We start from the raw sequence: 12510 nt of genomic DNA on the forward strand, positions 1-12510 counted from the left end.
CTTCCCTTTTATTTTAATTTTGATTATCTTTCAAGTCTGATAATGAGACCGAAACCATTTTAGAGACCCCAGATTCTTCCATCGTGACCCCATATAGCACGTCAGCGTGCATCATCGTCCCTTTACGGTGCGTGATAATCACGAATTGCGTACCCGTTTGGAAATCATTCAAGTACTGGCTGAAACGGTCGACATTGGCATCATCCAACGCTGCTTCGGCTTCATCCAAAATACTAAATGGCACGGGCCGAACTGCTAAAATGGCAAACAGTAACGTAATCGCCGTCAATGCCCGTTCACCACCAGAGAGCAGACTCAGTCGCTGGAACTTTTTACCAGGTGGCTGGGCCATGATGTCGACCCCACTGGTCAATAAGTGGTCCGGATCCGTTAAAATCAATTCAGCCTTCCCGCCGCCAAACATTTGCTCAAAAATCGTACTGAATTCGCTGGCGACTTGGTCAAAAGCGGTTTTGAAGCGAGTCGCCACCGTCGTATCCAAGTCAGTCATCGTTTGCAGCAGATGTTCCTTAGCTTCCTTCAAGTCATTGGCTTGATTGTTCAAGAAGTCAAAGCGTTCCTTGACCCGCTCAAACTCGTCAATGGCACCAAGGTTGACCGTTCCAATTTCATCCAGCCCCCGTTTGAGTAGTTTCAATTGCTCGCTAATGGCTGGTAATTCGAACGGACTGACGTCTTCTTGAGCCGCTGCAACTGTCAGTTGATACTTCTCGGCTAAATCTGCCGTCGCATGGTCGACTTCACCGGTCAGCTTCGTCTGACTAAGTTCTAAACGCCGATAGTCATCCGTCGCCGCGGCTGCTAATTGCTGCAGCCGCACTTGCTTAGTCGACAACGCTTCAACATCGTCATTGAGGGTTGCTAATTGATTTTCACAAGTAGCTTGTGCTTTTTGGACCTCCGTTTGTTGCGCTTTAGCCTTCTTTAAGACCGCATCACGCTCAGCCACGGACATCTGCTGACTGGCTAAGGTCGTTTGGATCGCAGCTAGGTCTTGTTCCGTTTGCTGCTTAGTCTGTTGTGCTTGAGCCAAATTAGTTTGACATTGCGTTAACTGTTGCTGTGTCTGCTTGACGTGCTCTTGCGCCGTAATCAGCGCTTCACGTTGCGCCTGCAGTTTAGCTGCCTGAGTCTGTTGATAGCTTTCATAGTCAGTTTGTTGTTGCTGAACGGTCGCCATCTTAGCTTGATAATCCGCTAGCTTAGCGGCGTTCTCCGCTTGGGCCTGTTGATTGCGCGCTACCAACTCATCGTAACTGTCATCGGCTTGTGCTTGCTGCTGTTCATAGGCCAAGGCCTTGACTTGCCGACTCAGCTGAGTCTGTTCGCTCTGTGCAGCCTGTAATTGTGCCTGCACTTGGCTGAGTTGGTCCTTAAGCTGGCTGAGTTGTTGACGTGAAGTTTCAACCTGAGCTGTCAGATCCTGGTTGGCTTTCTTTAAGTCGGCCAACCCTTGTTCGTAGGTCACGAGTTCGGATTGCATTTGCTGAACATTAGCTGCAATCTTTTCAGCAGATTGCTGTTGTTGTAACAGACCGTTATCGTCGTGACGCGTCGCCCCACCAGTAATCGCACCACTTGCCGCAATCGTTTCACCATCGACCGTGACCAGTTTGCACCGGAAACGGCGTGTTCGTGAAATCGCCATGGCATGATCCAGCGTATCCACAATGGCAGTTGTGCCTAATAAATAGCGCTTGATTGCCATCAGTCGCGGTTCACAATCGACTATCTCGCTGGCAACGCCTAAAACACCGGGCTGTTGTAACAGTTCGTGTTCCGTATTAACTGGCAATTGCCGTGCCGTGATTCGTTCAATCGGCAGAAACGTCGCCCGACCAGCATGATTTTGCTTTAAGAAATTAACGACCGCTTTAGCCGTTTGTTGCGTGTCACAGACCACGTTTTGCAACTGGCCACCTAACGCCACTTCGACAGCTTTCGTGTACTGCGCTGGCACGGTCAGTAATTCTGAGACCGCACCGGCGACCCCACTGAATTGCTGCCGGTGTTGTAAGACCATCCGCACACCCGCATAAAAATTGGTGTAGCGTTCCTGAACGGCTTGCAGGGCTTCTAACCGCGACTTTTCACGTTGCATCATCCCTGCCGCATCCAACCAGCGTTGTTGCTGAGTATCGATTTCTTCAGCGTTGTGCTTAACTTGCGCCTGTTGGGCCGTTAGTTTCGACTGTTGCTGATTGACTTGATTTTCTAAGTCCCGTTGGTCGCGATTATGCACGTCGACGGTTGTCTGGACCCGTTTCAAGTTCGCTTGCGCTTGAGCCAATCGTTCGGCTAATGCGCTACTCTGCGTTCCTGATTGTTGATGTTGCTTAGTTAAGTTTTTGGCTTCATTATTCAGTTCGGCCTGGATCTGCTTTTCATCAATATAAGCATTACGCAGCTTTTCCAGCTCATCCGCCAATTGTTGGCGTCCAGCAGCGCTAGTGGCCGTTGTCAGCTCAGCAACCGTCGCCTTTAAGGTTTTAACTTGGTTTTGTTGCTCAGCCAAGGTTTGCTGCAGCTGGCCTTGTTGCTCGGTCAGTTCAGCAATCTGCCGCTCAGTCGTCGTCAGCGTCGCATTCAAACGTTCCTGTTCAGATTGTTGATTTTGCCGCCGTTCTGCGTCGACTCCTTGCTGACCCTGTGTATTCTCAATGGTCTTGGTCAAATCGAGATTCTGAGCGGCTAACTCATCCTTATGCTTCAAGGTAGCCGTTTGTTGCGTTTTAAGCTCGGCCAATTTGGTCGCACCCGCATCCACATCTCGCTGGTACTTGGCAACCAGTGCCTTCGCATTAGTCAGTTTTTCGTTGACGCCTTGTAACTGGTCACGAGCAATCGTCAACTTTTTGACCAGCCGTGAGCGGTCTAGATAATCATATTTTTGCTTTTGATCCTGATAGTCGCGTGCCAAGCTGGCTTGTTCTTCTAGCGGGCCTTTTTGCTGATTTAATTCAGCGATAATATCATTCACGCGGTCTAAATAATCAGTCGTTTCGGCTAGCTTATTTTCCGTCGTGAGCTTATCTTTTTTATATTTCAATACCCCCGCGACATCTTCAATAATGCTACGGCGGTCTTCTGGTTTAGCATTAAACACGGCTTCGACTCGGCCTTGTGAAATCACTGAAAATGAATCTTTGCCCAGTCCAGTATCAATCATCAAATTAGTAATATCTTTTAAACGACAGGATTGATTATTAATTAAATAATCGCTATCCCCATTACGGAAGAGTTTCCGCGTGATACTGACCTCAGCATAGTCGAGGGGGAGAAAATGATCACTATTATCAAAAGTAATCGTGACTTTCGCCATATTTAACGGTTTGCGATTCGCCGAGCCGGCAAAAATCACATCGGTCATCTTGGTGCCACGCAGACTTTTGACCGCCTGCTCACCAAGCACCCAGCGAATAGCTTCAATAATGTTACTCTTACCACTACCGTTTGGGCCGACAATTCCCGTCATTCCGGCTTGAAAATCAATTTTGGTTTTATCAGCGAACGATTTGAATCCACTGATTTCTAATGATTTAAGTTGCATTCGACACAAACTTCCTGTAATTATTAGTCGTCTTGGGTTGGTTGACTATTTAATGGCACTGATCACCGCACACATTCGTTGCCTTAAACGAGCAGGCAACGGACGGCTCCGGGTTGCTTGACCGGTTGCTAGTTAGTCGCCCACGCACTGTCATAATCGCATCGCGAGTCACACGCAGACTAGGACCAGTACGTCTTCAACTGATGACAACCTGCAATTTTTGACCACTAAATGCCTACCCAATCGTTGATTTATTATTGTAACTGTGAATAGGCTTGCCGGGCAGCACTCTGCTCAGCTTCCTTCTTGGAATGGCCGCGACCTTCACCGATTTTTTGACCATCGGCAACGACGGCAACCTCATAAGAACGTTCGTTAGCTGGGCCTTCCTGTTCAATCAGCTGATATTCGATGGCCACATCACCGTCACGTTGGAGGTATTCCTGTAACGTGGTCTTATAATCGAACACGCCGTCAAAACGTCCTTCATCCAGCTTTGGAAAAATCACTTGGTGAACGAACTTCAAGACGGGTTCGCGACCTTGGTCTAGGTAGAGCGCACCGACAAAGGATTCAAAAATATCACATAACAGTGAATCACGTTCCCATGCGCGGGCCTTTTGTTCACCCTTACCTAGACGAATATATTGTGGAAAGTCACATTCACGAGCAAAGCTGGCGAAACTTTCTTCGCAGACCATTGCTGCCCGTAAACGAGTCAACTTGCCTTGGGGCATGTCTTTATAACGTTTGTATAAATATTCGGATACCACTAATTCCAAGACGGCATCCCCCAAAAATTCGACCCGTTCGTAATATTTTAATTGCTGATCCTGATGCTCGTTGACGTATGACGCCTGAGTAAAGGCCTCCGCTAGTAACGCAGGATCATTGAAGACGATGCCAAAGCGTTCTTTGAGCATCGCAGCTAATTCAGTTATCATTTGAAACTTCCTTTCAGATTTTGTTTGAATGCCTGTCAATCCCAGTTGTGCTGGGGGCATCAAAAATACGCTTGTCCATGGAGACACACCGGTCAAGCCATTGCGTATCATAACATTATACTATGATTTAGGGGTTAATAACAACGTTAGCGCCTAGGTGAGACGTGATTCAGGCCAATTAAAAACAGGTACGCTGCACATCGCATACCTGTTTTTAAGGCGGATCGTCTTATTTAGCTTGATGAGCAGCCACGTAATCGACCACTTCACCGACCGTTGATAGCTTTTCAGCATCTTCATCTGAAATCTCACTACCAAAGGTATCTTCTAATTCGAGTACAAACTCGACAAAATCAATGGAATCAGCATCCAAATCGGTTTGCAAGTTCATGCTGTTGGTAATCGTTGCCTTATCAACTTCGAACCGATCAGCAATGATATCCGCAATTTTATCGAAAATTTCTTCTTTCGTCATGTAAAAATCCCTCACTAACTTGAATTCACTAAAGTATTCTAATCGTTTTCAGCAGGATTGTCTACACTTGCTTGCTGATTAGCCTGTTGATTTGCAAAATATTCCGCGACACCCGGTACGATATCGGTGCTGACCATCTGCCGAATTTGCCGGATCGTATTAACGATCGTCGGCGCTTTACTAGAACCATGCGTCTTGACAACTGGCGCTTTCAAGCCCAGTAGCACGGCACCACCATATTGCGAGTAGTCCATTTGTGAGCGAATCTCGTTGAACCCGTTCTTGAGGAGTAAGCCACCCAGTTTACCACTAATCCCGGTATTGTAGACCGCATCCTTCACGAGGCCCAGCATTGAGCGCGCGGTCCCTTCGATACTTTTCAATACCGCGTTACCCGTGAACCCGTCAGTGACGACAACATCCGCCACCCCGTTCAATAAATCGCGGGATTCAACGTTACCGATAAAGTTGACCCCTTCCGTTTGCGAAAGCAGTTCAAAGGCCGCCTTGTGTACTTTATTCCCCTTGTCGTCCTCAGTCCCATTGTTTAACAGCGCGACCCGAGGATGTTTGGCCTGCATCATCCGCTCAGCGTAGTACGTCCCTAAGACACCGTATTGTTGAAGGTTCAAAGGCTTACTGTCCGCATTGGCACCGATATCCATCATGACAAAGTTAGACTGATTGGCGTTACGGACGACCGGCAAAACGGTCACGAGTCCCGGCCGGTCAATCCCTTTGATTCGTCCGACGATAAATAAGCCAGCCGCGAGCACCGCTCCCGAATTACCGGCGGAGAAGAAGGCGTCCGCTTGCCCATCTTTGACTGCTTGGGCCGCCATCACGATTGACGAGTGCTTTTTACGGCGAACCGCTCGAACTGGTTCATCTTCCATCGTAATCACTTCATCAGCGTTGATAATCTGAATCCGGTCCCGGTTTTTCAGTTGGGCGTTGATCACATCTCGTTGCCCATAGAGTAAAAAGACCGTGTCCTCAAATAAGTCCCGAGCCTGTTCAACCCCTTCAATCACTGCGTTAGGCGCGTAATCGCCACCCATAGCATCAATCGCAATTTTAATCATTGTGTCACCATTCCTCTCATCACGGTACGCGATTTGTTTGTTAATCGAGTGTTCCTACTGCTGCTAGCTTGGCGCTCAAATACGTCGCTAGCGCATGGTTCTCAGGTTCATCCTGCCAGTTTGGTCGCTGAACGATGGCGTGGGCATCCTGCTGTGCCACCTGTAAGACGGTCAAATCCGCAATCGGGTCGCCGACTTTGAAGGCTGGCATCCCGGATTGTTTGACCCCCAAGACGTCACCGGCGCCCCGCAGTTCCAAGTCCTTTTGCGCAAGCACAAAACCATTAGTCGTCTTGGTCATGATTTCCATCCGTTCGATTCCCTGCTGATTTTTCGGGTCCGCTACTAAAATACAGTAAGACGCCTTGGTTCCTCGTCCGACCCGACCACGCAATTGGTGAAGCTGGGCCAAACCAAACCGGTCGGCATCATAAATCATCATGATCGTCGCATTTTTGACATCCACCCCAACTTCAATGACTGTCGTCGAAACGAGCAATTGAATCTCGTTAGCTTTAAACGCCGCCATCACCGCTTCTTTTTCTTCCGGTTTCATGCGACCGTGTAACAATCCGACCTTGACCTGCGAGCCAAAATACTCTTGCAAGTTTGCGGATAAAGCTTCGGCGTTCTTCACGTCTAACGTTTCCGATTCTTCAATCAGTGGGGTGACCACGTAAGCTTGCGAGCCATTGTCAATTTGCTGGTGAACGAAACTCAACGCGGAATTGGCCTGGTTGCTGCGAACCCACGTCGTTTGAATCGGTTGCCGGCCAGCAGGTAGCTCGTCGATTTCGGAAACGTCCATTTCGCCGTACGCAGTGATCGCCAGGGTCCGCGGAATTGGGGTCGCCGTCATCGCAAGCGTATCTGGCTGACCACCTTTTTGACGAAAGGCCGCCCGTTGATTGACCCCAAACCGATGTTGCTCATCAGTAATGACCAGTCCAAGATTGGCATACTCGACGCCATCTTGAATCAGCGCATGCGTTCCAATCAACAGGTTGATCTCGCCAGCTGCCAGTGCTGCCAAGAGTGTCTTTCTGGCAGCCGGTTTGGTTGCACCCGTCAACAAAGCGACGTTAACGTCCGTGTCGGCGAAAACTTTTGCTAAATTATTGGCATGTTGTTCTGCCAAGATTTCGGTCGGTGCCATCAGTGCTGCTTGATATCCCGCCGTAATTGCCGCGTACATGACGATGGCCGCCACGATCGTCTTCCCGGAACCAACGTCACCTTGTAACAGCCGGTTCATATGTTTCGGCGATTTTAGGTCTAAACAAATTTCGTTGACGACTCGTTTTTGGGCACGCGTCAATTCAAACGGTAGTGTCTTAATGAACGCTTTTAGTCGTGAATTGTCATAGGCAATTGCAATGCCATCCGTCGTCGCGTCAGACTGTTTCAACGCCTGCATCTGCATTTGAAACAGCAAAAATTCTTCGTAGGTCGCTGAACGCCGGGCCGCAGTCGAATCCGCTTGGCTGGCTGGAAAATGCATGTCATGAATCATCTGCCGCCGGGGTAACAAGCGATATTTTGCACGCAATGGCTCCGGTACGATATCCGTAATGACCGGCGCATAGCTGTCATACGCCTGTTTGATTAATTTTTGAATGGTGCCCTGCTTCACTGACTTACTAGCAGGATAAATTGAGCCAAACGCCGAATCCGCATTATTGGGATTGATAATTTTCATCCCAGTCAAACTACTGCGCGTCGCATCCCACTTGCCATAAACCGCTAAGTCTTGCCCCGTTTCAATCTGTTTCATCAGATAAGGTTGATTAAAAAAGGTGACCATGTACACATCGTGGTCAATCAGCAGGCGAAAATTCAAACGGTTCTTTTTGCGACCAAACCGCGCCAAGACCGGTTCAGAAGCCACCGTGCCTTTGAGTGTGACTTTCTCCTGATCTGCAATTTCATTGACGTCTTTGACTTGGAGATCTTCATAGCGAAACGGATAATAAGTCAACAAGTCCGCAATCGTATTAATGCCGAGGGCTGCCAAGGCCTTTTGACGGGTCGGACCGACACCGCTTAACGTCGCGACTGCATCACTCAATTGTTGGGCCACGCTTGACCACCTGCCTTTCTATCAAACTCAAAATCTACTGTCATTGCAGAGACCGCTACATACATTAGTCATATTTACGTGACTGCCGCGAACTGCGGCTTACACATAGACACGACCAAGCGCGTACCTCGAATAACAGTCAATCATCATTATTATACCAAAAATTCAGTTTTACGCTCACCGCAACGGCTGACTGAACAAAAACAGGCCCCAGCATCGCTGCCAAGCCCTATTTTTGCGAAATCTTGTTATTCAACTGATACGAGGAATGGATAAACTGGCTGATCACCCTCATGAATTTCAATTTCTAATTCATCATCCAAGTCTTGGACTTTGGCCGCCAATTTATCAGCATCCGCCTTAGTCGCATCCTGGCCATAAATGATCGTGACAAGTTCGCTATCCTCATCCAACATGGCTTTAACCATGTCTAATGCCGCCGTATCGCGGTCAGGGTTCGTAATGACGATTTTGCCATCAACTAAGCCCATGTAATCATCTTTCTTGATTGCCAAACCATCGATGGTCGTGTCACGCACCGCATGAGTCACTTGACCGCTGACTACCGTGCTCAAAGTCTCTTCCATCGCCGCTTGGTTATCATCAAGACTGGCTTCCGCATTGAAGGCCAACATCGCGGTCATCCCTTGTGAAATGGTCTGACTGTGGATGATCTTAACCGGGACGTCAGCAACTTCTGCTGCCTGTTCAGCAGCTAAGAAAATATTTTTATTGTTTGGCAAAACTAATGCCTGCTTGGCACCACTGTCATTGACAGCCTTGACGATATCCGCCGTACTTGGGTTCATCGTCTGACCACCAGCGATAATGTCAGTGACCCCGAGGCCCTTGAACAGCTTGCCAATCCCGTCACCGGATGAAACTGAAATAATGGCGTAACCGTGCATGTCAACTTGTGGTTGCGATGGCATGGCTGGTTCTGCAGTTGCTTGGGCTTCACTTTCTTTATCGTGTTCCATGATAGTTTCTTGTTGAAGCCGCATGTTGTCCACTTTAACCTTGATGAGGGCACCAAAACGTTGGCCCCAAGTCATAACATCACCAGGATGTTCCGTGTGGACGTGGACCTTAACGATTTCATCGTCGTTAATGACTAATAATGAGTCACCGAGTTGGGCTAAGTAATTGTAAAAGGTATCGTAGTCAAACTTATGATCAACTAACTTACCATCACCAATTCGAACCATGATTTCAGTACAGTAACCGTACTTGATGTCGTTCGGATCTAATTGGCCCTGGACACTCTGATGATGAGCAGCGTCGATCATTGAGTCCATTTCAGCATCGTCTGGTACGTAGTCTTGCGATTCATCGACCTTACCACTCAGCGAGTCACTGAAGGCTTCTAGGACAAAGGTCAACCCTTGACCACCAGAATCAACGACACCGACCTGTTTTAAGACAGGCAAAAGGTCTGGCGTTGATTTTAATGCCGCCTCCGCAGCAGTAACCACAGCATCCATCACTTCACAAATATCATCGGTCGTTTTAACGGCCTCTTTACCAGCACCAGCGGCTTTGCGAATTACTGTTAGGATCGTTCCTTCAGTGGGCTTCATAACAGCCTTATAGGCGGTCTGAGCCCCTGCAGCGAGTGCATCCGACAAATCTGTCGCCGTTAAGACGTCTTTATCAGCAACCGCCTTTGAAAAGCCGCGAAAAATTTGCGATAAAATAACCCCAGAGTTGCCGCGAGCACCCATTAAGAGTCCCTTGGCTAACGCTGACGCTAAATCGCCGACTTTGGTGCTAGTTTCTTCACGTTCATACTTGGCACCGCTGGCCATTGATAAGCTCATATTAGTCCCGGTATCACCATCTGGTACCGGAAAGACGTTCAAAGAATTAATAAATTCAGCACGTTGGCTCAGCTTTTGTGACGCCGCTTGCACCATTTTGCCAAATTCAAGATTAGTAATCGTGGTGATTTTCAATTTCAAAATTCCTCCTTGGCTTCCACCAACTTCAATTTAGTCGTTCATTACCCGGACACCTTGGACAATGACGTTGACCGAATTGGCCGTAACGCCAAGCATGTTTTGTAAGTTATATTTGACCTTGGCTTGGACATTGCGTGAGACTTCTGAAATTTTGGTCCCATAACTGACGATAATGTTGACATCGATTGCCACCCCATTATCCTCTTGGCGAACAACCACACCGCGCGCATAGTTTTCGCGGCGTAAAATTTCATTAACGTTATCACGGATCTGGTTGCGACTTGCCATACCGACAACACCGTAGTTATCCGTTGCAGCGCCCCCAACGACCGTCGCGATAACATCATTATCAATATCAATGGTTCCAAATTGGGTTTTGATTTTGACAGCCATGAAAATAGCCTCCTTGTTTTAACGCGTTCATTTACGATAGTTTATCATAGCACAACCACTCTTGAAAGAAAAATTAAGCGACTGCTTATCGGAAGCCCGGAAACTGGGAATTTAGCAGTAAAGTAAAATTACTTGATAGAAATGTATTGCAACCTTCATTAATCTATGATAAATTATTCTAGTGAATGATAAGACGACCTTTTATCAATGATTACCGAAGGAGGCAGATCAACATGGCAAAAGACTACGTTACAGGCAAGCGGACGCACTTTGGTAACACGCGTTCCCACGCTTTAAACCACAGCCGCCGCAGCTGGAAAGCTAACTTGCAAAAAGTTCGCATTTTAGTTGATGGTAAACCAAAGAAGGTTTGGGTTTCAGCTCGGACTTTGAAATCAGGTAAAGTTACGCGCGTTTAGCGCAGCAAATCGCCACCACAATTTTTTTGTGACTGGCGTTTTTTGTTACCTAAAATCAGGTTTTCACGATCATTTTTTTATAAAGTTTATAATTTCAGTTTCTCAAAAAGGACCAGGTTAGTCGTTGTTGTACAACGGTCAACTCGGTCCTTTTTTCATGCTAATTTGATTATTTTTTCAGTAACACTACTTAAGTTTTCTGAAAGGCTTGATCAATTCAATTAAGAAAACGTCAGGATAGCCCAGCTCAAGACTTCCAAGCAGTGCCTAATCGCTCACCTGGTCATCTTTACTTTGAATCACCGCTAAAACACCCGCATCAAAGCTGAAATGGCCAGTATCACCACTAAACTCGTTGCTGGCCCATGAGATTGGGTAGTCATTATTGGCCGCTTTCAGCTGGTATTTTTCATCCGACAACGTCAGGTGCATCGGCATCATCGGCACGAACGCCAGATATTTTTTATCCGCTTCCTTTTGGATCTCATACTCACCCGGCAAAAAGAATTGCACGCTATTCTGCTTATCAATCAATTTGATTTGGGGTGCCCACTGCCGAAAGACGGGGTCTAAAACCAGCCACAAATTGGCTAAAAGATGGTCTAAACGGCCACCCGTAGCCCCATAAATGTGCACGGCGGTCGGGTTTAACTGTTCAAAGATCGACTTAACTGCTAACTGGGTATCGGTGTGATCCTGGTCGGGTTTGACGATAATCGTCCCTGCCAGTGCCTGCTTGACCGTCTGTAATTCGGCTTCATCGATCGAATCAAAATCACCAACGACCATCACTGGCTGAATGCCACGTTTGACCAGTCGTAGTGCGCCCCGGTCCGCGCCAACCCAGTCCCCAGGAATCGCCGTCAAATCGACCGGATAATTGGCAGTCGGCCCACCCACTAATAAATTAATGATGGTCGCCATTAATTGGTCGCCACCTTCAAATCTTGGATCCGTTGCGCCGGATCCGTGCTATTGTAAACGTATGAACCGGCCACAGCGACCGTTGCACCCGCCTCATAGCAAGCTTTGACTGTATGATCATTGATGCCACCATCGACTTCGATATCGAATTGATAGCCCTGTTGTTGCTTGATTTCGTTAAGTGCCGCAATCTTAGCAACCATCCGGTCCAGAAAATGTTGGCCACCAAAACCAGGGTTGACGGTCATAATCAAAACTTGGTCAACTAATGGCAGTAAGTCAGTAATCATATTAAGTGGTGTGCCAGGATTGACAACCACTTCGGCTTTGACGCCCGCATCCTTGATCAATTGTAAGGCATGGTAAATGTGGCGCGTACTTTCAACATGCACGCCAATCAAGTCCGCACCGGCTTTGGCAAACTGACCGACAAACCGTTCCGGTTCCATAATCATCAAATGACAATCTAACATCAATGACGTGACGGGCCGTAAGTCCGCAACCGTCCCCATGCCAAAAGATAAGTTCGGCACGAATTGGCCATCCATAACGTCGATATGCAAGGCATCCGCACCAGCGTTCTCGGCCATCTTAACATCACGTTGTAGGTTTGCAAAATCTGCACTCAAAATTGAAGGGGCAACTTTAATCATTAATC

At 47.7% G+C, this 12510-nt stretch carries 10 protein-coding genes; 1 reads left to right on the top strand and 9 read right to left on the bottom strand.

The window, feature by feature from the left end:
• Positions 1-13: 13 nt before the first annotated feature.
• The 7 genes from smc to KGF65_RS06625 all read right to left on the bottom strand — a co-directional run bounded on the left by smc (position 14) and on the right by KGF65_RS06625 (position 10509).
• Entirely contained in the window at positions 14-3571 is a 3558-nt protein-coding gene (gene smc / locus KGF65_RS06595; RefSeq protein WP_216748046.1) for a chromosome segregation protein SMC, read from the bottom strand.
• A gap of 254 nt (positions 3572-3825) precedes the next feature.
• On the bottom strand, positions 3826-4515 hold the full coding sequence (gene rnc, locus KGF65_RS06600; protein WP_003638628.1) for a ribonuclease III: 690 nt from the start codon (positions 4513-4515) through the stop codon (positions 3826-3828).
• A 229-nt stretch (positions 4516-4744) separates the two neighbouring features.
• The gene (gene acpP / locus KGF65_RS06605) at positions 4745-4990 is read right to left on the bottom strand and encodes an acyl carrier protein (protein WP_003638627.1); all 246 of its coding nucleotides are present in this window, start codon (positions 4988-4990) and stop codon (positions 4745-4747) included.
• 38 nt (positions 4991-5028) lie between these two features.
• Positions 5029-6075 carry a phosphate acyltransferase PlsX gene (gene plsX / locus KGF65_RS06610; RefSeq protein ID WP_083202660.1) on the bottom strand — a complete coding sequence of 349 codons (1047 nt, stop codon included), beginning with the start codon at positions 6073-6075 and terminating at the stop codon, positions 5029-5031.
• A 40-nt stretch (positions 6076-6115) separates the two neighbouring features.
• On the bottom strand, positions 6116-8155 hold the full coding sequence (recG, locus tag KGF65_RS06615; RefSeq protein ID WP_216748795.1) for an ATP-dependent DNA helicase RecG: 2040 nt from the start codon (positions 8153-8155) through the stop codon (positions 6116-6118).
• 248 nt (positions 8156-8403) lie between these two features.
• Positions 8404-10110: a DAK2 domain-containing protein gene (locus KGF65_RS06620; RefSeq protein ID WP_050338763.1), complete on the bottom strand. Its 1707-nt coding sequence runs from the start codon at positions 10108-10110 to the stop codon at positions 8404-8406.
• A 36-nt stretch (positions 10111-10146) separates the two neighbouring features.
• Positions 10147-10509 carry an Asp23/Gls24 family envelope stress response protein gene (locus KGF65_RS06625; RefSeq protein WP_003638623.1) on the bottom strand — a complete coding sequence of 121 codons (363 nt, stop codon included), beginning with the start codon at positions 10507-10509 and terminating at the stop codon, positions 10147-10149.
• Between the two features lie 233 nt (positions 10510-10742).
• Here KGF65_RS06625 and rpmB point away from each other — a divergent pair, with 233 nt between their 5' ends.
• The gene (gene rpmB, locus KGF65_RS06630) at positions 10743-10928 is read left to right on the top strand and encodes a 50S ribosomal protein L28 (RefSeq protein WP_003638622.1); all 186 of its coding nucleotides are present in this window, start codon (positions 10743-10745) and stop codon (positions 10926-10928) included.
• A 267-nt stretch (positions 10929-11195) separates the two neighbouring features.
• On the opposite strand, the gene KGF65_RS06635 is transcribed toward rpmB, so the two are convergent.
• Positions 11196-11852 carry a thiamine diphosphokinase gene (locus KGF65_RS06635; RefSeq protein ID WP_105923908.1) on the bottom strand — a complete coding sequence of 219 codons (657 nt, stop codon included), beginning with the start codon at positions 11850-11852 and terminating at the stop codon, positions 11196-11198.
• Entirely contained in the window at positions 11852-12505 is a 654-nt protein-coding gene (rpe, locus tag KGF65_RS06640) for a ribulose-phosphate 3-epimerase (RefSeq protein ID WP_105923909.1), read from the bottom strand. Before rpe ends, KGF65_RS06635 begins: the two co-directional genes overlap by 1 nt.
• Positions 12506-12510 lie beyond the last annotated feature (5 nt).

Source organism: Lactiplantibacillus sp. 30.2.29 (assembly GCF_018991255.1).
GTDB lineage: Bacteria > Bacillota > Bacilli > Lactobacillales > Lactobacillaceae > Lactiplantibacillus > Lactiplantibacillus pentosus.